A 20763-nucleotide genomic window follows, 5' to 3' on the forward strand; every position below is an offset into this window, starting at 1 on the left:
GGCGCGGCGGGACGAGGCGTACGGAGACCGGGGGGCCGACGCAGGGCGGGACGGGCAGTACGGCCGATACGGCATCCCGTGTCGTGATCGTCGGCGGCGGCCCCGTGGGCCACCGCGTCGCCGAACGCCTCCGCCACCACGGCCACGAAGGCCCCGTCACCCTCCTCGACGCCGAACCCGGCCCCGCCTACCACCGCGTCCTCCTCCCCGCCGTCCTCGACGGCAGCCTCACCCCCGCCGACCTGCGCCTGCCCGACCTGCCCGGCGTGACCGTGCGCCACGGCGTCTCCGCGGCCGGCGTGGACCGCCACCTGCGGCAGGTGCGGACGACGGAACACGACCGGCTCCCGTACGACACCCTCGTCCTGGCCACCGGCGCCCGCCCGCACTTCCCGCCCGTCCCCGGGCTGCGCCACGCCTCCGGCTGGCTGATCGACGGCGTCACCGGGCTGCGTTCGCTCACCGACTGCGCCCGCGTGCGCGGCGACGAGATCGTCGTCCTCGGCGGCGGCCCGCTGGGCGTGGAGAGCGCGGCGGCGCTGCGCCGTGGCGGCCGGCGCGTCACGCTGGTGCACCCGGGCCCGTACCCGCTGGACGACCGCCTCGACGCCGAGGCCGGCGCGTTGCTGACGCGGCATCTGGCGGACCTGGGCGTCGGGTTGGAGCTGGGCCGGGTGGCCGCCGAGGTGCAGCCGGGCAAGCTGGCGCTCGACGACGAATGGGCGCTGCCCTGGGACACCCTCCTGTGCTGCACCGGCGTCCGCCCGCGCACCGGGCTCGCGGAGGCGGCGGGTCTGGAGGTACGGACCGGGGTGCTGGTCGACGCGGAGGGGCGCACGAGCGACCCGGCGGTCCGCGCGGTGGGCGACTGCACGGAGCCGGCGGGTTCGCTGTTCACGGGCTGGGAGCAGGCGGAGGCGGTGGCCAGGTCGCTGACCGGCAGGGGTGCGCCGTACGGGCTCGACGGCCGGCGGGGGCCGGTGTTCCGGCTGCGGGTGCCGGGGCTGACGCTGGGGGTGCTGGGCGGCGGCGGTGCGGACGCGGGGGGCGAGGGCGCGGGGGGCGAGATCGTCACGTACCGGGACCCGGCCCGCGGCCGGTACGCCCGGCTGGCGCTCGACGCGACGGGCCGCCTGACCGCGGCAACCCTGGTGGGCCTCCCCCAGGCCCTGGCCACGCTGACCCAGCTCTACGAGACGTCCACGCCCCTCCCGGAAAGCCGCCTCGCCCTGCTCCAGGGCCGCCCCGCCCCGCGCACGGGCCCGCTGCCCGCGCTGCCGCCGGAGGCGGTGGTGTGCCGCTGCAACACCGTGACGAAGGGGGCGCTGGCATCGGCCTGGGACGGGGGCGCGCGCGACCCGGGCGCGCTGGCGCAGGCGACGCGGGCGACGACGGGGTGCGGCTCGTGTGTGGACGACATCCGCCGGATATGCGAGGAGTTCGCGGGGCGCACGCCATGAAACGACTGCTGGTGATCGGCTACGGAATGACGGCACACCGCCTGGTGGAGGAGGTGCGCTCGCGCGACCGGGAGGACCGCTGGCGGATCCTGGTACTGGGCGAGGAGCCGCACGAGGCGTACAACCGCATCGCACTGGCGGACAGGTTGCGGGGGGTGCCGGCGGAGGAGCTGAAGCTCAGGGCCCTCGAAGACCCGCTGCTGCAGGTGCGTACGGGCACGGCGGCGGCAGCGATCGACAGACCGGCGCACGAGGTGGTGACGACCGCCGGCGAACGGATCTCGTACGACGCGCTGGTGCTGGCCACGGGCGCGACCCCGGCGCGCCCGCCGGTGCCGGGGGCGGAGCTGCCGGGGTGCCACCTGTACCGCACGCTGGACGACGTCAACACGATCCGCGAGGCGGCCGAGGCGCGGCGCGGCGAACGGGCGGTGATCGTCGGCGGCGGCCTGCTGGGCCTGGAGACCGCGGAGGCACTCCACCGCCACCTGGGCGTACGCCCGTACGTGGTGGAGGCGGCCCCGCACCTGATGCCGGCCCAACTGGACCCGGCGGCGGCGGACATCCTGGCAACCTGGCTGAGCGGGACGGGCATCCGCCTCCACCAGGGAAGGGGCCTCCTCTCCGTGGACGGCGGCCCGTCCGGCGAGGTGACCGGGGCGACGCTGACGGACGAAACCCGCATCAGGACGAACCTGGTGGTCTTCACCGCGGGCACCCGCCCCCGCGACGACCTGGCGGCGGACGCAAACCTGCCGCGGGGCCCCCGGGGCGGCTACCTGGTGGACGACGACTGCCGGACACCGGACCCGGACATCTGGGCGATCGGCGACTGCGCGGCGATCCACGGCAGCCGCACGGGCACGGTGGCCCCCGGCTACCACATGGCGACGAAGGTCGCCGACCACCTCGTCGGCAACCCGGCACCGCTGCCGCCGCTTTCGGCGGCGGAGCCCTCAACGGTGCTGAAGCTCCCGGGCGTCGAGGTGGCCAGCATGGGCAACCCCCACGCCTCCCCCGAAGGCGCCATCGAACTCACCTACACCCACCCCGCCCCGACCCCCCGCTACGCCAAACTCATCCTGGACCCGGAGGCCCACACCCTCCGGGCGGCCATCCTCCTGGGCCACCCGCACGCCTACGGCCGCCTCCACAGCCTGGTAGGCCAGGAACTCCCAGCCCCCGCCGAACAACTCCTCACCTGAACCGCACCCTCAGCCCACCTCACACCCGCTGAGGGTCCTGCGCCTCAGCCAGCCGCTCGACCTGCGTCTCGATCAGCTCCGCCGGGAAGGGAGTGACACGCCCCAGGTCGTACCTGTGGAAGGTCGCGATAACGCTATCGACCCGCACCACAGTGAACTGTTTCATCCGCTCCCGGGGATCATCAGGGTGATCCGACGGAATGATTTGCACGAAGGTCACCGACTCGTCGCCGAATCCGGCGGTCGACTTTGCTTCGATACTTGCCTCGAAATCCCCGGCGTAGCCTTCACCCTCGTAAGATCGGCAGGAATCAAGCGCCTGCTGGAAGCGATCAAATTCGCCCTGCGCCAGCCCTTCGGGATAAGCAGCGATTATCGAGCCACTGGCGAATATGCTGTCCTTCCAGTTGAACATTTGCGAAACCCCTGAGGATGCGCGCTCACCAGAAAGGGCCTCGTGCATCACCTGGCAGTCAGGATCCGACACGGGCGGAAATTCGCTTTCCTCATCCTCTGCTGAGAACGCCGTCACCTGCATACCCCCCTCATACGCCTGCGGCACCTCGCCGTCCTTGAAGGTGAGCGCCTTGAGCTCCGCCGTCGTCAGTGACGCCCGTGTGAATTCCGTCACTCCACCCGCCCGCGACTCGCTCACTTCGGGTTCAATATCCTGCCGACTCGAACAGCCGGACAAAAAGGCCAGGAGAACGATCGATGAAACAATGTTGCGCATAATTAACCCCACTGTACAAACGCACCTGAATAAATCCGGATCAATCAACGCGCACCCGCGACTCTAAATGTCCCCAGGAGCTTTCTCGATTCCCTCATAAATCCACCCGAGGAACTCGCGCCGGATTCACGGGACGGCGACCCGCTCGCGCAGCCACAGCAGCCTGTTGCACGGTTGGTGCGCCTTATCAACTGCCTCTCATTGGTGGGGCGATTCCAAGAAGGATTCCAACTCATCGAAGAGCACGGCGACCGCCTTCGCACTCTCTTCACGCGTAGCCGTCAGCCAGAAATCAGTTCCCTTGTCGGGATAAGCAATTCTGACCAGCAATACCGGCAATGCGAGATTCGCCCCAAGGTTCGACTTGGCTGCCAGCCATTCTCGGAATCCCTCTAGAAACCGCCAATCAGTCGCCGCGTCTACACCTGTAAGAAACGCGACTACTTCACCGAGTGTGCTCAGGCCATACGCGCGTGGACGTCTACGCACGTCGGCAAGCCTTTCACGCAGTTCCATACTCAGTCGGCCAGCGCAGGACGAGTGCTCCGCCCGTAACGCAATCTGCATCGCTCAGGTTGACCACAGTATTGGTAAAGAGGAAATGAATCCTCCCATCGATCACATCCGACGAGGCTCCAATCCCAGACTCAATACCTCTAAGAATCCACCCAGGACCATCGCAGCCGACGAACCTCAACACCTGCGGCTCCTGACCCTCGAGGCGAGGAAGAATTGCCATAACCTCAGGACCTAGAGCGCGATTCGCCTCTTCTGCCCCTCCTCCCTTAGCTATGGCACTCTCGGTGATGCCCTTCCGGGAGGAACTCCACGTCTTGCCAGATGAGCCGACCTGGAACGCCTGCATAACAAATCTCATTCCAACCAGCTTTGCAATTGCGCCTACAATCCTGTCGTCCACCCGGTACGGCAAGATGTCAACTCCAGATATGCGCGGCACCAGCAATGATCCGAGGTCAAGACGCTCGACCTCCGGGCTCCAAGATTCCGAGATATCCCATGGCCCGTATTCGCCGCTGCGGACTCTGGGCTCCGACAGGAACCTGCTTGTCAGAACTTCATGACACGTGGCTTCCGCTCTCTCCAGCAGGTCATCAAGTTCTGTGGAAGAGATCCTTCGGGCACTGATTATTCCCCCGAGGAGGCGGAATGCTTCATCCCAGGTCATCCCTCCTGGGCCGTCCAAGCGGCTCGACCGCACCACATCCGCAAGCAGCAACCCTTCGAGGTCGGCGCCCTCAAGGTCCTCCAACCCCCGCGTGTGGGCGACTACCTCGTTCAAGAATCTTCCCACGCTGCCGTCTTCGCGAAGACTTCCTAATTCATCCACGACGGCCAAATGAATGGCGATGAGTGCGAGCAGCCCAGGTGTGGTGCGATCCCATGCCACCGGACTCACACCCTGCATGGACATCTGCGACAGATGGCCTTCAGCTTCAAGACGCCGCAGCATCTCCTTGACCTGCTCCACCGGTTCTGACATGGGAGAACTCCTCACGGCCCAAGCCGCTTCGCGATTCTTCTGACCACATCGTAAGTCACTATGGCTGTTGCGACGAAAGTCCCGTTTGCTGCTGCTAACGGATCTTCTGCTTACCCGTCCGCCTCATCGCCTGTCACTCTGCAAAAACGGGATTAAGCCAGACCGAAACCAGATCACCGTTGTCGACGCCCAAGACAGTCCCGCTAGCGATTTGGACGAACTTAGCGCCGGTGGCATCGTTCAGACGAATGGCGACCCACCCGGAGGAAGGATCATACGAAACCCGCCACCCGCCTCCAGGAACCTCGAAAGAAACCCCAGGCTCCCAGCAGTGGTCCGACGAGATGAATAGCCGCCCGGGATTGAACTGTGGAGCTGTCAACTCGGCCACCACACCCCGAACATTCGGGAAGTATCCCCAGGCGAACAGGACTTCCCGAGACTCAATATCAACCTCAAGTTGGAGCGTGCCGATCAGCACACTCGCAACCCCCTCCGAGCCGAGCCTCTCGCTCAACGACTTCCCACTCTGCGCACTGAAGGAGAATCCGTACTCAGACTCGGCATAGGTGAGAACGCCCTCAAGAGGAGATCGGTTTTGGATGGAGAATTTCATTTCAGGCTAGCCTTTTGCGCTCTTGAAGATGAAGTGGACGATTCTGTTGGAATTTGCGTCGATGTTGAGCTGGAGTCCCACATCACGGGCTGTGGCGCCTCGAACACCGCGCCCCCGGCTCCGGCGTCGACCGCTTCGAGACCGCCGGCCGCCGTTTCGCGTACGTCCATCCCGGTGGTGTCCAGGTGCAGCCGGAGTTCCGCCAGCTCCGGATTACGCGCGGCCTCGGCGGACTTGACGACGAGCAGTTGGGTGAAGCCGTCGGCCTGCACCCCCATACGCAGATCGACCCCCGGCAGCACCTCCGGATAGACGGCTGCGTCGTCCTCCAGCCGCGGCTGCGGCAGTTCCCCCGGCCACGAGAGCGACAGCTCCCGCCCGGCCCTGGACATCCGCACCAGCGGCGCCGTACCACCGCCGGAGAACTCCATCCCCACAGTGGTCGCACCCGGCGCCACCATGCCGCCGTCGGCCGCGGCGAGCCGGGTGTCGATCGCTTTCCACTCACCACCCACACGGGTCCGTACCGGCCGCAGGTACTCGCGCGCCTCCAGGTTGCCGTCGGGAGTGGCGAACACCTCGCTGGACTCCCCGCGCAGCGAGGCGATCTCCACCGGCTCACCGGTACGTTCCGCCCGCGCCACCGCTTCCGCCTCGGTCTCCGCAGCCGCCGTGTCCGAGGCCGCCACATCCGCCTTGGCGTCCGACGCCGCCGAGGGCGCGCGCGTGCCGCCCGCAACCGCGCTCGCCTCCACGACCGGGGCTGCGCCCAGGAGCAGCGCCGTGCCCAACCCCGCCGTCAACCACGCACGACATCGCTGCCCTCGCCCACGCATCACCACAGAGCCCCACCCCTGAGACAACGGAACGTAACGTCGCGTTAACCTAACGGGATGAGTGAGACTGGACTAGACCTTCTTAACGGGCAAAACCGGTAATTCACCTATGCCACCCGTGACTTGCATCACACCAATTGCCCCTTCAGGCATAGGTACTTCGACAAAGCACAGTGGATATGAACCAAAGAGCACTCAAGTCAGGACACTTCAGAGGAGATACAGGCACACGCGTACGATCCCTCGGCCACCCCTGCCACATAGGTGCGCCCCGCGCCGCCCCGCGGGGTCGGGGTTCGTGGGCGGCGCGGGGCACGGGTGGGAGGCTGCCGTGGGGTCAGCCCGTTTCGGTGGCGGAGGAGCGGGGCGGGACCGTGAGGGTCTTGCCGTCGGAGAAGGTCACCGTCTGCTCGGCGGCGCCGTAGTTGTGCGCCGCGTACGTCTTCGTGGAGCCGTTGGCGAAGACCGCGGCCGTCGGGCTGTCCGCCGTCACCGCGGTGTCCGGGGGGCCCGTCGCCGCGAGGGTGTGGATCCAGTGGTAGACGTGCGCCCACGACTCGCCGGCCTCCGGCGCGTACGTGCCGCCGCCGCCCGCCGCGTACGCCTGGCGGGCCGCGGCCGGGTTGCTGAGGGCCTGGAACTCCCAGAGAATTTCGCGCCACTCGACCGCCGGGCCGCCGTTCTCGCGTTCCATCTCGGCGAGGTTGCGGTCGATCGCGGCCTTGTCGCGGGCCAGGTGCAGCGAGCCGCCGGTGACCGGGAGGACGTTGATGCCGTGGATCTCCTCCGGGTTGCCGGTCCACCACGTGGCGTGGGCGCCGCCGGCGCTCCACACCATGCCCAGGGTGTTGTGCTGGAAGTCGGCCGGGAAGGCGTCCTCGTCGGCGTCGAACCAGTAGTTGCGTACGGCCTCGGACTCCGTCGTCAGCAGGTACACGCCGAGGTCACGCAGTTCGGTGTCGCCCGTGGCGGCCCCGAACATGATCAGGCCGGCGCTGAGGTTGACCGACTCGGACGACGCCTCCTGGTTGTTGCCCGCCGCGAAACCCGCGTGGCCGGCGGCCCAACTGTGTCCGGCGTAGACGTCGAAGCCGCGCAGGAACGGGTAGCGGTCGCCGTCGCGGGCCGGGTTGGCCGCGTCGGCGATCAGTTCGCGGACCATGCCGCCCCAGGCGGAGTCCTCGGCCCAGGCCGCGTCGTACCGGGCGACGACGGCGGCGGCCATGACGTAGTAGCCGTAGTGGAAGTGATGGTCGTTCAGCTCCGTGTCGCTGCCGTACGAGGCCGGGTAGCCGGTGAGGGTCTTCCAGTCCGCGTCGTACGAGAACTCCGTCTCGCCGCCCGCCGTGAACCACTCCTCCAGCCGCGACTTCATCACGCCGAGGATCTTGTCCCGGGCCGCCGTGGCGCCCACCTGGTCGGCGAGCGGCACGACCTGGCCGAGGCGGCCGAGTGCCTTGCCCGTCCAGTACGTGTCGGCGCGGCCGATGGCGGCGGTGTCCGCGACCTCGTTGACGAAGGCGGTGAGCTGACCCTGGTCCACGCCGCCCGACTCCGGCAGCGCGGGCAGGACGCCGGTGACGTCCTGCGAGGTGGTGAAGGAGGCGCCCTCGCGGACCTTCATCGTGCCGCGCGGCGAGACGTACTCGTACGCCGTGAGCTGGTCGGAGGTGTGCTTCCACTGGTGCGGGTAGAGCGCCTGGAGGGTGCCGGTCTCGGTGCCCTCGCGGGCCTCGGTCTCCAGGGTGTACGTGGCGTTCATGCGGCCCTGGCCGGTGGCGTAGTCCCAGTCGACGCGCGAGCCGGTGACGAAGCTGAAGGCGTACCGGCTGAAGGTCTCGAAGGCGTCGGGGCCCGGGAGGACGGCGACGGAGTAGTAGTCCTTGCCGCCGAGGTCGGCGCTGAGGGTGCCGCCGGAGACGGTCCAGTCGCTGCCGGTGGGGGCGAAGAGCGCGTAGTGCTTGCCGCCGACGGTGATGCCGAGGGCGTTGCCGTCGTCGGCGAAGACCTCGGGCGCGGCGGAGGCGGTGATCTGCGCGGCGCCGCCGGTGGCCTCGGCGTAGACGAAGGGGCTGCCGTGCCCGATGGTGGCGCGCAGGGTCTGCCCGCCGCCGTCCCAGTAGGGGCTGACGGTCCAGTCGGACCAGCCGTCCGCCTTCGCGTCGGGCGCGTTGAGGCCGGCGACGCCCAGGGTCAGGTCGGCCTTGTGCTGGAACTCGTACTGCACGCCGCCCCCGACGACGACGTGCTCGGTGGCGTACCCGACCTCCAGCCCGCCGGCCACCGCACGGTAGCTGAGGGGGTGGCCGAACATGGGCAGGGAGTACAGGTTGTCGGCGGCCCGCTGGAACGCGAGCGACGACCACCAGTCGTTGGTCGGTACGGGCCGGTCCGCGACCCGCTCGGTCACCTTCGGCGACACCGGCTGCCCGGCGTTGTCGACGGGCCCGGAGGTGCCGGCCGGCCGGGTGTCGGAGTAACTGCCGTTCCCGACCGGTATCACGGCGGCGGCGCTCGCCTGCCCGGCGGGCAGGCCCGCCCCGGCGACGACGGTGGCGGCGGCGGTGAGGGCTAGGAGGATGCGGCTGCTGCGTCTGCGCTTCGGATGTGGTCCCACGAGCTGCGTACCTCGCAATGAGTGGGGGACAGAGGAGGGTGAGAGCGCTCTCAGAGGGGGCGTCACGGAACCTAGAGCGACCCGAAACCGCTGTCAACACCTCTCGTCAGGACGCGACCCGATGTCCGCACTTCCGCGTTCAGTTTCTGAACACACCGGAGGGCGGGCCCGGTTCACGGCACCCGCGCGGGCGAGCGGGCCCCGGGGCGGCCGCAGCCGGCGGCGGGGCGCGGACGCGTCAGGGCTTGCGGAGGATGCCGCCGTACTCGTACAGCCTGTCGCTCCTCTTCGTGGCGCCGACGTACTGCTGCAGGTCCGGCACGACCGGCGGCAGCGGCGGCTGGGACGGGTCCGGGCGCCACTTCGCGACGTTCACCAAGCCCGGGGAGACCGGCTCCAGGCCGTCGGTGTAGGCGTCGACCTGCGCGGGGGTGCGGGTCTGCCAGGGGACGCGGTTGGTGTTCATGTACTCGGTCGTGCCGATGGCGGCCTCCTCGTCGTCGGAGACGACCTGGGAGAGCGTGAGGTAACTGCCCGGCACGGCGGAGTCGATGACGGTGCGCAGGATCCTGCGGGGGTCGTCGGCGTCGAGGAGGTGGTGGACCACGGAGAGGAAGAGCACGGCCACCGGCTCGTCGAAGTCGATGAGCCGCTGGAGGTCCGGATGGCCGAGGACGACCTCCTGGTCGCGCATGTCGGCGGTGATCACCGCCGTGGAGTCGTCGTCGGCGAGCAGCGCGCGGCCGTGGGCCAGGACGATGGGGTCGATGTCGACGTAGACGACCCGGCAGGACGTGCCGTACTTCTGCGCGACCTGGTGGACGTTGTTGTTCGTCGGCAGGCCGCAGCCCATGTCGAGGAACTGCCGGATACCGGCCTCCCGGGCGAGGTAGCGCACCGCGCGGTAGAGGAAGAGCCGGTTCTGCCGGGTCATGTCCAGGCCCTCGGGGAACCGCGCCAGCCCGACGCGGAGCATGTCGCGGTCGACCTCGTAGCTGTCCTTGCCGCCCAGCATCCAGTCGTAGGCGCGGGCGGAGGTGGGGCGGTCGGTCGGGATGCCCGGTAACGCGGGTCCTTCTTCAGGCGCCACTGCCTACTCTCCTCGTCTCGCGGCGGGCCGAACACGCGGCCGTTTTCAGGGAGTTGAGACTAGCCGGAGTGGCTCATCCGATCCACAGCCACCCGGCCGCCACTTGGCGCCCTGGCGGCGACGGTCCGGGCGACGAACGACCCCGCACGCGCGGCCCGCCACACGGCCGAGGCCGACCGCATCGAGCAGCAAACGGGCTACCACCCGGGCCCGGCCGTCTAGGCCCTGTCCGGGCGATCATGAGCGGAGCCAGATGATGGTTGCTGCGACGGTGACGGTGCCGAGGAAGATGTGGCCGCGTTTGTCGTAGCGAGTTGCGACGGCTCGGGACTGCTTCAGCTTGTTGATCGCCCGTTCCACGACATTGCGCTTCTTGTACCGCTCCTTATCGAAGCCAGGAGGCCGCCCGCCGCGGGAGCCTTTGCGTAGGCGGGCGGCCCGCGAGTCGGCCTTCTCCGGAATCACGTGCCGGATCCCGCGTCGGCGCAGGTACTTACGGCAGGGCCGGTTGCTGTACGCCTTGTCGGCGGCCACGCTGTCGGGACGCTTGCGCGGCGTGCCCGACCCGGTGCGGGGGACCCGGATCTTCTCCAGCACCGGCACGAACTGCGTGGTGTCCGCCCGCTGGCCAGGTGTGACCATCAAAGACAGCGGTCGACAACGGCCGTCCGCGCTCAGGTGGACCTTGGTGGTGAACCCGCCGCGTGAGCGGCCGAGTCCCTCACTTCCTGGACCACCCCCGCCAGCCGGACGCACAGGCTGGGCCGCGCAGTCTCGCTCTGGTGTTCCGCCGCCGACGCCCCCTTTGCACCGCCGACGGCCGGCGGTGGCGCCGCGCGGGAACCGGCTGCGTGCTGGTGGGCCCGCATGATGGTGGAGTCCACCGAGATATCCCAGTCGATCTCGCCGGAGGCATCGGCGGCAGCCTGTGCTTGCTGGAGCAGGCGTTCCCAGGTGCCGTCAGCCGACCACAGCCGGTGCCGCTCATAGACCGTTTTCCACGGCCCGAAGCGTTCGGGCAGGTCACGCCACTGCACCCCGGTCCGCACGCGGTACAGGATCCCGTTGATCACCTGCCGGTGGTCCCGCCACCGTCCACAACGCCCGTTGCTCACCGGCAAGAACGGCCGCAGCCGCTCCCACTCCTCGTCAGACAAGTCCCCCCGACCCACACCAGCACAACGACCCGACCACCGGACAGTCACATGATCGGCGGAACCTAGGCCAGGCCCAGTGATCTGACCAAGTCGAGCATTTCGGCGTGGTGCAGGGCGGCCGGGTTGCCCGCGACAGGGTGGATGTGGCCGTCAATCTCCAGGGCCACCAGGCCGTGCATCCGGCCCCAGACGCGCAGGGCGAGCGCCGCCGCGGCGGGTGGCACGTCCGGGAGATCCGCCTGGATCTTCGCGACGTAGTCCGGGTGAAGGACGGACCAGGAGGTCTCCTCGGGCTGGCGGTGCCGGGCCTGGGGCCAGGCGGCGGCCACCAGGCGGGTGAGCTCGCGGCACACACGGCGTGCCGTCTGGTCCACCGGCCCGTCCTCAGGGGGTTGGTAGCCGGGGATGGGGTGGCCGTAGAAGAGTCGGAAGCTCTCCGGGTGAGCCAGCGCCCATTCCCTCAGGGCCTGGCCCCAGGCCAGCAGCCTGCCGCCGGGATCGGTGTCGGGCACGGCGTTGCTGGCAGTCTCCACTGCCTCCGCGAGCGAAGCGGCGATTCCGCTGATCAGTGCCGTGATCAGGGCATCTCGGGTGGGGAAGTAGCTGTAGATTGCGCGAGCGGTCATCCCCATCTCGCGGGCGATGCCGCGCAGTGAGATCGCTCCAGGCCCCCCTTCTGCCATCTGCCGCAGCGCGATGGCCTGGATCTCCCGGCTCGCCTCCAGCCGCAACCGCTCCCGGCGGCTCATCACACCCGCGACGCGTTCGTCCTCGTCAATGCTCACCTTGAACAGGTTACAGGGATGCAATAGTATCTGCCGTGACATTAGTACACGCCGTGTCCACGCGAGCGAGGAATCCCATGTCCGCTTACGTCATCGTCAACGTCGATGTGCTCGACGAGGAGGCCGGCCTGGCCTACGCCCCCGTGGCCCAGAAGTCCATCCTCAGCCACGGCGGCCGTTATCTGGTCGCAGGCCCCACGCCCAGGCCCGTCGAAGGCGCCTGGGGCTCTTCCCGGTTCGTGGTCATCGAGTTCCCCGACATGGACCGGATCCGGGAGTGGTATGACTCCCCCGAGTACCGGCGGGCCCGGGAGATTCGAGAGGGCAAGGTTCGGGTGGGAATGCTGTTCGTCGAGGGCGCGCCGCCCGAGGGCTTCTCCCTCCCGGCTTAGCCGCACTGCTGGCGCGGTGACCGGAGCGGGTTGCCGGGAAGGGCTCGCGGCGGTGTCCGACGCGGTGCACCGGACACCGAGCGCTGATTCGCCAAGATCGCCCGACAGACCCTAGTAGTGGTATCTGGCGGCCAGGATCACGATCTCCTCGTCCAGGACCAGGTAGACGAGGCGGTGCTCTTCGTCAATCCTGCGCGACCACGCCCCGGCCAGGTGGTATTTGAGCGGTTCGGGCTTACGACGAGTCTCACTCGGCACCCTCGCCGGGATCGGCCCTGTCCGGATCGATGAGCTCGCGCTCCGACACGTTGACATGGCCCAAGGCGTTCTCGTACGCCTTGAGCAGCCGCCGCGCGTTCGCCGGCGAGCGCAGCAAATACGAGCCCTCGCGCAGGGCGGCGTAGTCCTCGGCCGAGACGAGGACGGCGTTGCCGTGCTTGGAGACGATCTCAATGGCCTCGTGATCGTCGTTGACCTTCTTGATCAGCGGGAAGAGACCCTTGCGGGCTTCGCTCGCCGTCACAGACATGGACTGACCCCCTCGGCAAGTGGTACCGAACAACGTACCCGGGGCCGGGCAGGTCGGCCCTGATCGCCGAGCCGCCGGCGGGGCTGCCGTCCACGAGAAGACGGCGACGGCCGTCGGCCGGCCGCGTCGGGGCTGCCGTTATTACCCGTGATTAGCCCGCGGGTTCCCTTGACGGCCTTCGGCGGGCGGCGGCACAGTCCTGCTCATCCGCATCAGCTCCCGCCCCGGGCGGTTTCCGTTCCCGAGGTAATGCGTATTACCTGTGCGCGTCGCGCAGCCGCCCCACCCCCGCAGCCGACAAAGGAGCCCCCATGACACTCGACCGCCGCCGCTTCCTGCGCACCGCCTCCGCGGCCTCCGCCGCCACCGCCGGCGGCACCCTCCTCGCCCTCGGCGGGCCCGGTGCCGCGTCCGCCGGGGCCGCGCCCGGAGGGTTCCCCGACTACCGGTACGTGCGCACGCTGCTCGTCCCCGGGCAGCTCTCCTACAACCCCACCGGCGAGATCATCTTCCCCTGCATCCGCGGCGTCTACGACCGCCTGCCGAACCCGCTCGGCCGCTACTACCTCTACTACGCCCCCCACAACGAGCCCGGCGGCATCTGCCTCGCCTACGGCGACTCCCTGGAGGGGCCGTTCACCGAGTACCCGCGCAACCCCCTCGTCGGCAACGTCTGGGCCCCGCACTACGACGTCAGCCACGTCTCCTCGCCGCACGTCATGTGGCACGCCGGGCGCCGCGAGATGTGGCTCTACTTCCACGGCGAGAACAACACGACCCGCCTCGCCCGCTCCACGGACGGCATCCGCTTCACGTACGACAAGACCGTGCTGACCACCGCGATGCTCCCCGCCGGCACCACCGAGACGTCCTACGCCCGCGTCTTCCCGTACGAGCTCCCGGGCCGCGGCGCCCGCTACGTCATGCTGTTCATGCGCAACGACCGCACCAACCACCGCGACATCGGCTGGGGCTGGTCGCCCGACGGCCGCACCTGGACGTTCGACCCCGCGCCGCTCATCGACCACGCCGCCGTCGGCGCCTCCGACGTCTCCGGCGCGCACCTGCTGGAGCGGGGCGGCAGCGCGTACGTCGTTTACCACACCGACAAGGGCAGCGGCGGGAACATCCTCATCACCGAGGTCGGCGCCGACTTCTCCCGCCGCAACCACCTCGGCGTCTTCTACGACTCCCGCTCCGCCGCGCCCGACAACGGCCGCGCCGCGGCACCGTCGTTCGGCACCGACCGCGGCGTGCCGTACATGATCTACGAGGCGGGCGAACGCCTCTCCGGCTCCATCGCCATGGCCCGCGGCTGACGCACCCGGACGGCGGCGCGGACAGCGGCGCCAAAGCCCGCGCGGACGCCCGCGCGGCCCGGCTACCGCAGCACCCGCACCGGGTCCCCGTCGCCGTCCACCGCCGCCACCTCGTACGACGTCGTGCTGCCGTCGATCCCGTACTTCTCCAGGTCCACCGCCAGAAACCTGCCCCGCCCGGCGACCCGCCTGCCGTCCCCGAGGACGACCTCGATCCGCTCGACCTCCTGCGTGCCCGCGACCACGATCCAGTGCCGGTACGGCCCCTCCTCCGCCGGGTCCGTCCGGTCGTACCACGACGCGACCGCCGCGCTGCTCCACAGCGTGCCCGGCACGTCCCGGCCCAGGACGAAGCCGCCGTCGTCGTCGTTGTCGGAGGCGAGGAGCAGCAGATTCTCCTCCCCCGTGCCCAGGGTGAGGAGCGAACCGCCGCCGCCCGCGGGCAGGTCGCCGCGCCACAGCTCCGAGACGTACCAGAGGCCGGTCAGCGGCTCCCGCGTCTCGCTCTTGTCCACGCAGGCGAGCCGGGACAGCAACCGCAGTTGCGCGGCGTCGAGTTCCCGCTCCCCCACCCGCGGCCGGTCCTCCGGCGGTCGCCGCCCCGCCGCGTCCAGCGGCCGGACGTCGCCCTGCAGCACCGCCCCGACGGGGCTGCTCCCGGAGCGTACGACGTGCACGAGCCCGCGGCCCCGGTCGGCGACCACCCGCAGGCCGCAGCCGTCCGGGGCAGCCTCCGGCACGCCGCGCGCGACCCCGTCCTCGACGTCGACCGGCCGCCACCGCAGGCCGTCCCCGGCGAGCACCGCGGCCTCCAGGCCCGCGCGCGGCAGGTCACCACCCACCCATATCTCGGAGGGCCCGACGAGCAGCGACCGGGCGGCGACCCGCGCCGGTTCCTCCCCGTCCGCCGCCGAGCCGATCGGCGTGACCCACTCCACCTGCCCGCCGCCCTCCGCGGAGCGCGCGTACGCGCTGCCGAGGCCGGTCTCGTCGAGCAGGACGACGACGTCCCGGTCGCCGGCGCGGGCGGAGTGGACGACGGAGATCCCGCCGCGCGGGCGGTCGTTCGCGGGTTCGGCGCGCCATGCGTCGGCGGCGGTACGCACCAGGTCCTCGTCCGCGTCCGCGTAGTCCACGACGGGGTCGGGCCCGTCGGCGCCGGAGTCCACGACCAGCCACGTCGCCGCCGCCCCGACGAGCAGCCCGGCGATCCCCGCCACCGCGGGCAGCCTGCCGCCGGGAAACCCGCCGACGGCGCGTATCCGACCCCTCATGCGCGCGAGCGTAGCGGCAGGAGGGCCCCTCCGCGGGCGATCGGCCGCACCCCGTCCCCGTACGGCACCCGCCCGCCGCTGTCCCCCGCGCGAGCTACACGCAGGTGTCCTCCCTGCGGTGACGATTCCGGGGCCGCCGGGTCCCTAGCGTTCTGGGCAACCGGAGTGCGGCCCCTCGGCCGACCCCGCGGCCGATCGGCCGGCCGACCGGGCCCGGATTCCCGCCACTTGGAGGACATCGTGTTCCGCAGCATCCGCAGCAACGGCACCGCGACGGCACTGGTCTGGCTGTGCTGCACGGCGGCGGGGGCAGGGCTCGTCGGCTGCTCGGACTCCTCCGACTCCGCGGACGACTCCGGGGGCTCCGAAAACAAGGCCGCCGCCCAGGAGCGTACGGCCGAGAAGGACCTGCTCACCGGCACCGAGAAGATCGACGTCGACGGGCAGTCCGTGAACGTCTCCTGCTCCGGCAGCGGCGCCGCCGACCGGCCGGTGGTCGTCCTGCTCTCCGGGGGCGGCGACGACCTGACCAAGCTGGCCGGCATCCAGAAGACGCTGAGCGCGAAGGACCGCGTCTGCTCGTACGACCGGCTGGGCCAGGGCGCCAGCGACAAGCCCGACGGGCCGCAGACGATCGAGAGCACGGGCGAGGTGCTGACCGGGGTGATCGAGCAGGTCGCCGGCGACCGGCCCGTGGTGTTGGCGGGGCACTCGCTGGGCGGGCTGATCTCCGCGCGGTACGCGCCCGACCACGGCGACCGGGTCAAGGGGCTGGTCCTCATGGACGCCACCTCGCCCACCCAGAACGCCGACCTCGCGCGGGAGATCCCCGAGACCGCCACCGGTCCCGCGGTCGAACTGCGCGACCAGACGCTCGCCATCCTCGGCGGGCAGGGGCCGGAGAAGCTGACGGTGACGGACGGCGAGGTGCGGTCCGCGGGCGACATCCCGGTCGAGGTGATCCGGCACGGCAAGGAGTACCTCGCGCCGGTGCCGGAGTACGGGCCGGGGCTGGAGCGGGCGTGGCTCGACGGGCAGCGCAAGTGGCTCGCGCTGTCGGAGCGGAGCGAGCTGAGCACGGCGGAGAACAGCGAGCACTACATCTACGCGGACGAGCCGGACGTGGCCGTGGCCGCCATCCGGCGGGTCACGTCGCAGGCGGCCGAGGACGCGGGGGCGAAGGGGTAGGCGCGGGTACGACGGCACGGGACCCGGCGACGGTCCGACACCCCCACCACAGGCAGAGACCCCCACGTGCTCCCGCCCGACCGGCCGCCGCCGTACGCGAACCCCCGACCGTACGGCGGCCCCACGCCGCCCCGCCGGGCCCGCACCGGCCGCGGCTACACTCCACCGGTGACGAGTCCTCGGCAACTTCCGGAGCTGTGGCGCCGCTTCGACGTCACGGTCCGGGACCTCCCCCTCGGGCTCCTCATCATGTTCGCCGCGCTCCTCCCGGCGTCCCACACCCACGGCACCCAGCTCGGCGGCCTGCCCGGCCGCGAGTTCGACGCCCTCGCCGTCGTCGCGGTCGCGTTCCAGTGCCTGCCGCTTGCCATCCGGCGCCGGTGGCCGCTGCTCTGCCTCACCCTGGTGACGGCCGGCTTCTTCGTCGACCAGCTCCGCGGCTACCACTCCCTCGCCGGCACCGCCCAGGCCATCGCCCTGATGAGCGCGGGCGCCCACCTGGAGCGCCACCGCCGCCCGCTCGCGCTGCTGTTCTCCGTCGTGTACGTGGCGCTGGCCGTCGCGCTCGTCGGGGTCGGCGGGACCGAGGGCCCGAGCGAGTTCGTCATGTACTACGTGGCGATGGCCCTGGTGTGGGGCATGGGGTCGTGGCTGCGCTCGACGCGGGCGGCGGAGGCCGCGCACCGGCGCCGGGTCGCCGAGGACACCCGTACCGCGGAACGCACCCGCATCGCACGGGAGTTGCACGACGTCGTGACCCACCACGTGACGGCGATGGTGGTGCAGGCCGAGGCGGCGCGCTACCTGACCGCCGCGCCCGACCGCCTGGAGTCGACCCTGACCGCGGTCACCGACACGGGCCGCCGCGCGATCACGGACCTGCGGCACCTGCTCGACGTGCTCGACCCCGGCTACGACGGCGAGGCCGGCATCCCGTCGGCCGGCAGGCTGCTGACGCTGGTGGAGCAGACACGGCTGGCGGGCCAGCCGGTGGAGTTCACGGAGGAGGGGACGCCGCCGGAGTCGACGGGCAGCGCCGACCTCGTCGCGTACCGGGTCGTCCAGGAGGCGCTGACGAACGCCCTGAAGCACGCGCGCGGCAGCCGCACCTCGGTCGAGGTGCACCACGGGGCGGGCGAGATCACCGTGGCGGTGAGCACGGCGGGCGCCGCCTCGCCGGCCGCCTCCCCCGGCGGCAGCGGCCGGGGCCTCGCGGGGCTGCGCGAGCGGGTGGACGTGCTGGGCGGCGAGTTCAGCGCGGGCGGGGAGCCGGGCGGCGGTTTCGTCGTACGGGCCCGCATACCGGCCGGCAGTGCTCCGTGACCGCGCCCATCCGCGTCCTGATCTGCGACGACCAGGTCCTGGTCCGTACCGGCCTGGTGACGATCATCGACGCCCAGCCGGACCTGGAGGTGGCCGGCGAGTGCGGCGACGGCGCGACCGCCGTCGAACTCGCCGGCCGGCTGCGCCCGGACGTCGTGCTGATGGACGTACGCATGCCGGTGCTCGACGGCATCGAGGCCACCCGCCGCCTGGCCGGCGCCCGGGTGCCGCGCCCGGCGAAGGTGCTCGTCCTGACGACGTTCAACCTGGACAAGTACGTGTACGAGGCGCTGCGCGCCGGCGCCGCCGGCTTCCTGCTGAAGGACGCGCCGCCGGCCCAACTCCTGCACGGCATCCGCACGGTGGCCACCGGCGCGGCCCTGCTGGACCCCGAGGTGACCCGTCAGCTCGTCGGCCGCTACGCGGCCCGCATCCGCCCGGCGGACGGCGCCCCGCGGGACGTGCCGCTGACGCCGCGCGAGCTGGAAGTCCTCCGCCTCATCGCGAACGGCCTGTCCAACGGCGAGATCGCCGCGGAACTGCAGCTCAGCCACGAGACGGTGAAGACGTTCGTGTCCCGCATCCTCACGAAACTCGATCTGCGGGACCGCGTCCAGGCCGTGGTCTACGCGTACCGCCAGGGGCTGGTGACCTGAGTGGCACGGGCCTCACCGGGCCCGGGCCCCGGCGGCCGGCCGGGCGCCCGCGGCACCGCTCGGGTCACCGCCCTGGGCACCGCCCGCGGCCCGGGTGATGTTGCGGGCCATGCCGCCGAAGACGATGTTGTGGAACGGGAACACCGACCACCAGTAGGCGTGGCCGAGTAGCCCGCGGGGGTGGAACAGCGCGCGCTGCCGGTAGCGGGTGCGTCCGTCGACGTCCTGCTCGGCGTACATCTCCAGCCACGCCAGCCCCGGCATCCGCATCTCCGCCCGGAGCCGCAGCAGGTGCCCGGGCTCGATCTCCTCGACGCGCCAGAAGTCCAGCGAGTCGCCGACCCGCAGCCGCTCGGCGTCGCGCCGGCCGCGGCGCAGGCCGACGCCGCCGGCGAACCGGTCGAGCCGGCCCCTGACCGCCCAGGCGAGGGGGAAGGAGTACCAGCCGTTCTCGCCGCCGATGCCCTCGATCACCTTCCACAGCCGTTCCGGGGACACGCCGACGGAAAGCTGCCGGTCGTCCTCGTACAGGCTGCCGCCCGCCCAGTCGGGGTCGGTGGGCAGCGGGTCGCTGGGGGCGCCGGGCACGGCGGCGGACGACCAGCGGGTGGGCACGCGGGCTTCGCCCACCCGGCGCAGCGCCAGGGCCAGCGCCTCGTCGAAGGACAGCGGCCGGCCGGGGAGGTCGGGCACGTACCGGGCGATGTCGTGCTCCTGGCAGACGACCTCGTGGCGCAGCGACTCCGTGAGGGGCCGGGCGATGGCGGCGGGCACGGGGGTGACGAGCCCGATCCAGTGGCTGGACAACCCCGGCGTGAGCACCGGCACCGGCACGACGAGCCGCTTCCGCAGCCCGGCCGTCTCGGCGTACCTGCTCATCATCTGCCGGTAGCTCACGATGTCGGGACCGCCGATGTCGAAGGCCCGGTCCACGTCCCGCGGCATGGTGGCGGAGCCGACCAGATAGCGCAGCACGTCGCGGACGCCGATGGGCTGGATGCGGGTGTGCACCCATCTGGGGGTGACCATGACCGGCAACCGCTCGGTCAGATAGCGCAGCATCTCGAACGAGGCCGACCCGGAACCGATCACGATGGCCGCCCGCAGCACGGTGGCGGGCACGGGCCCGTCCAGGAAGATCCGCCCGACCTCGGCGCGGGAACGCAGGTGCGGGGAGAGCTCCCGCTCCGGTACGCCCCGGGGCGTGAGCCCGCCGAGGTACACGATCCGGCGCACGCCCGCGGCGTGCGCCTGCCGGGCGAAGACATGCGCGGCGCGCCGGTCGGTCTCCTCGAACCCGGCACCGGAGCCGAGGGCGTGCACCAGGTAGTACGCGACGTCGATCCCGCGCATCGCCGCCGCCGTCGACTCCTCGTCCGTGACGTCCCCGCGCACGACCTCGGCTTCGCCGGCCCAGGGGTGGTCGCGGAGCTTGTCGGGTGAACGGGCCAGACACCGCACGCGGTGGCCGGCCTCCAGCAGCTCCGGCACCAGACGCCCGCCGAGGTACCCGGACGCCCCGGTGACCAGGCAGGTCAGCGGGGCCCGGGCAGGCTGACGCTCACGGCCGTCAGGACGAGGGCTCGACACCACTCCATGGTCACGGCGGCCGGGGTGCCGCGCGACCGCACGGGTCTTCCGGGGGACCCGGGGCCTTCCTATGGGAGCCAGTCATGTCGGCCGATCATGACGCGCAGTGCTCTTTGTCAGAGCGGAGGGGGCAAATCAGCGCTTGCCCGGGTCCGGCGGCTGCGCCAGGTCAACTCCCCGCGACGCGGAGTCAATTATTCCGCGAGAACGCGCGACAACCTTGTCATCGAACACACGATCCCCCTAGCGTGCTGCCCGTTCGAGAGGCGAACATCCGCTGCGCGCCGGACCGCCGAATCCTGCCCCCGGCGCCGCGGGCCCTGCCATCAGCTCTCACCGCCGGGCAGGAGCGGGGGACCCACGGGTCCGGCCACCGCCGGACCACGCCGTCCCTCAGGACGGCTCGGGGTGAGGCCCGCCGAAGCCGGCGGCCGGGCATCTCCAGCCCGAACCCGACAGCTCACCTCGCAGGCGTCCGGAGAAAGAGGCCCG

The 20763-nt window shown here is 70.9% G+C and carries 18 protein-coding genes, 2 pseudogenes and 1 riboswitch; of the genes and pseudogenes, 7 read left to right on the top strand and 13 right to left on the bottom strand.

Going from position 1 to position 20763, the window contains the following annotated elements:
- Positions 1 to 83 precede the first annotated feature (83 nt).
- On the top strand, positions 84 to 1460 hold the full coding sequence (locus O7599_RS12810; protein ID WP_281622278.1) for an FAD-dependent oxidoreductase: 1377 nt from the start codon (positions 84 to 86) through the stop codon (positions 1458 to 1460).
- Positions 1457 to 2665, top strand: a complete 1209-nt coding sequence (locus tag O7599_RS12815; protein ID WP_281622279.1) for an FAD-dependent oxidoreductase — start codon at positions 1457 to 1459, stop codon at positions 2663 to 2665. The genes O7599_RS12810 and O7599_RS12815 overlap by 4 nt, the downstream gene beginning before the upstream one ends.
- 19 nt (positions 2666 to 2684) lie before the next feature.
- On the opposite strand, the gene O7599_RS12820 is transcribed toward O7599_RS12815, so the two are convergent.
- The 9 genes and pseudogenes from O7599_RS12820 to O7599_RS12860 all read right to left on the bottom strand — a co-directional run bounded on the left by O7599_RS12820 (position 2685) and on the right by O7599_RS12860 (position 12000).
- The gene (locus O7599_RS12820; RefSeq protein ID WP_281622280.1) at positions 2685 to 3398 is read right to left on the bottom strand and encodes a hypothetical protein; all 714 of its coding nucleotides are present in this window, start codon (positions 3396 to 3398) and stop codon (positions 2685 to 2687) included.
- Between the two features lie 198 nt (positions 3399 to 3596).
- Positions 3597 to 3914, bottom strand: a complete 318-nt coding sequence (locus O7599_RS12825; protein ID WP_281622281.1) for a hypothetical protein — start codon at positions 3912 to 3914, stop codon at positions 3597 to 3599.
- The gene (locus O7599_RS12830; protein WP_281622282.1) at positions 3901 to 4899 is read right to left on the bottom strand and encodes a DUF3710 domain-containing protein; all 999 of its coding nucleotides are present in this window, start codon (positions 4897 to 4899) and stop codon (positions 3901 to 3903) included. The genes O7599_RS12825 and O7599_RS12830 overlap by 14 nt, the downstream gene beginning before the upstream one ends.
- Before the next feature lie 133 nt (positions 4900 to 5032).
- The gene (locus O7599_RS12835; protein WP_281622283.1) at positions 5033 to 5515 is read right to left on the bottom strand and encodes a hypothetical protein; all 483 of its coding nucleotides are present in this window, start codon (positions 5513 to 5515) and stop codon (positions 5033 to 5035) included.
- Entirely contained in the window at positions 5512 to 6306 is a 795-nt protein-coding gene (locus O7599_RS36890) for a hypothetical protein (RefSeq protein WP_348652604.1), read from the bottom strand. Before O7599_RS36890 ends, O7599_RS12835 begins: the two co-directional genes overlap by 4 nt.
- A 382-nt stretch (positions 6307 to 6688) precedes the next feature.
- Complete coding sequence (locus O7599_RS12845) at positions 6689 to 8968, bottom strand: glycosyl hydrolase (protein ID WP_348652605.1); 2280 nt, start codon at positions 8966 to 8968, stop codon at positions 6689 to 6691.
- A 238-nt stretch (positions 8969 to 9206) separates the two neighbouring features.
- Positions 9207 to 10058 carry an SAM-dependent methyltransferase gene (locus O7599_RS12850; protein ID WP_281622284.1) on the bottom strand — a complete coding sequence of 284 codons (852 nt, stop codon included), beginning with the start codon at positions 10056 to 10058 and terminating at the stop codon, positions 9207 to 9209.
- Positions 10059 to 10295: 237 nt separating this feature from the next.
- Positions 10296 to 11230, bottom strand: a pseudogene (locus O7599_RS12855) (IS5 family transposase).
- Positions 11231 to 11277: 47 nt separating this feature from the next.
- A complete protein-coding gene (locus O7599_RS12860) occupies positions 11278 to 12000 on the bottom strand; it encodes a TetR/AcrR family transcriptional regulator (protein ID WP_348652606.1) in 723 nt (240 codons plus the stop codon).
- 77 nt (positions 12001 to 12077) lie between these two features.
- On the opposite strand from O7599_RS12860, the gene O7599_RS12865 reads away from it, so the two are divergent.
- The gene (locus O7599_RS12865; protein WP_281622285.1) at positions 12078 to 12392 is read left to right on the top strand and encodes a DUF1330 domain-containing protein; all 315 of its coding nucleotides are present in this window, start codon (positions 12078 to 12080) and stop codon (positions 12390 to 12392) included.
- A 111-nt stretch (positions 12393 to 12503) separates the two neighbouring features.
- Here the strand turns inward: O7599_RS12865 and O7599_RS12870 are convergent.
- Positions 12504 to 12629: pseudogene (locus O7599_RS12870) on the bottom strand (Txe/YoeB family addiction module toxin); the annotation flags it as partial.
- Positions 12630 to 12639: 10 nt separating this feature from the next.
- The gene (locus tag O7599_RS12875; protein WP_281622286.1) at positions 12640 to 12921 is read right to left on the bottom strand and encodes a type II toxin-antitoxin system prevent-host-death family antitoxin; all 282 of its coding nucleotides are present in this window, start codon (positions 12919 to 12921) and stop codon (positions 12640 to 12642) included.
- A 311-nt stretch (positions 12922 to 13232) separates the two neighbouring features.
- On the opposite strand from O7599_RS12875, the gene O7599_RS12880 reads away from it, so the two are divergent.
- A complete protein-coding gene (locus O7599_RS12880) occupies positions 13233 to 14240 on the top strand; it encodes a hypothetical protein (RefSeq protein ID WP_281622287.1) in 1008 nt (335 codons plus the stop codon).
- A gap of 62 nt (positions 14241 to 14302) precedes the next feature.
- Here the strand turns inward: O7599_RS12880 and O7599_RS12885 are convergent, their stop codons facing one another.
- A complete protein-coding gene (locus tag O7599_RS12885; protein WP_281622288.1) occupies positions 14303 to 15514 on the bottom strand; it encodes a hypothetical protein in 1212 nt (403 codons plus the stop codon).
- Between the two features lie 228 nt (positions 15515 to 15742).
- On the opposite strand from O7599_RS12885, the gene O7599_RS12890 reads away from it, so the two are divergent.
- From O7599_RS12890 to O7599_RS12900, 3 genes are all read left to right on the top strand, one after another.
- Positions 15743 to 16702 carry an alpha/beta hydrolase gene (locus tag O7599_RS12890; RefSeq protein WP_281622289.1) on the top strand — a complete coding sequence of 320 codons (960 nt, stop codon included), beginning with the start codon at positions 15743 to 15745 and terminating at the stop codon, positions 16700 to 16702.
- Positions 16703 to 16870: 168 nt separating this feature from the next.
- Positions 16871 to 18025 carry a histidine kinase gene (locus tag O7599_RS12895; RefSeq protein ID WP_281622290.1) on the top strand — a complete coding sequence of 385 codons (1155 nt, stop codon included), beginning with the start codon at positions 16871 to 16873 and terminating at the stop codon, positions 18023 to 18025.
- A complete protein-coding gene (locus O7599_RS12900) occupies positions 18022 to 18681 on the top strand; it encodes a response regulator transcription factor (RefSeq protein WP_281622291.1) in 660 nt (219 codons plus the stop codon). The genes O7599_RS12895 and O7599_RS12900 overlap by 4 nt, the downstream gene beginning before the upstream one ends.
- Before the next feature lie 12 nt (positions 18682 to 18693).
- Here the strand turns inward: O7599_RS12900 and O7599_RS12905 are convergent, their stop codons facing one another.
- Positions 18694 to 20271 carry an SDR family oxidoreductase gene (locus tag O7599_RS12905; RefSeq protein ID WP_281622292.1) on the bottom strand — a complete coding sequence of 526 codons (1578 nt, stop codon included), beginning with the start codon at positions 20269 to 20271 and terminating at the stop codon, positions 18694 to 18696.
- A 324-nt stretch (positions 20272 to 20595) separates the two neighbouring features.
- Positions 20596 to 20759: riboswitch (cyclic di-AMP (ydaO/yuaA leader) on the top strand.
- The last annotated feature ends 4 nt before the right edge of the window (positions 20760 to 20763 follow it).

Origin of the sequence: Streptomyces sp. WMMC500 (assembly GCF_027497195.1) — a bacterium.
Taxonomy (GTDB): Bacteria; Actinomycetota; Actinomycetes; order Streptomycetales; family Streptomycetaceae; genus Streptomyces.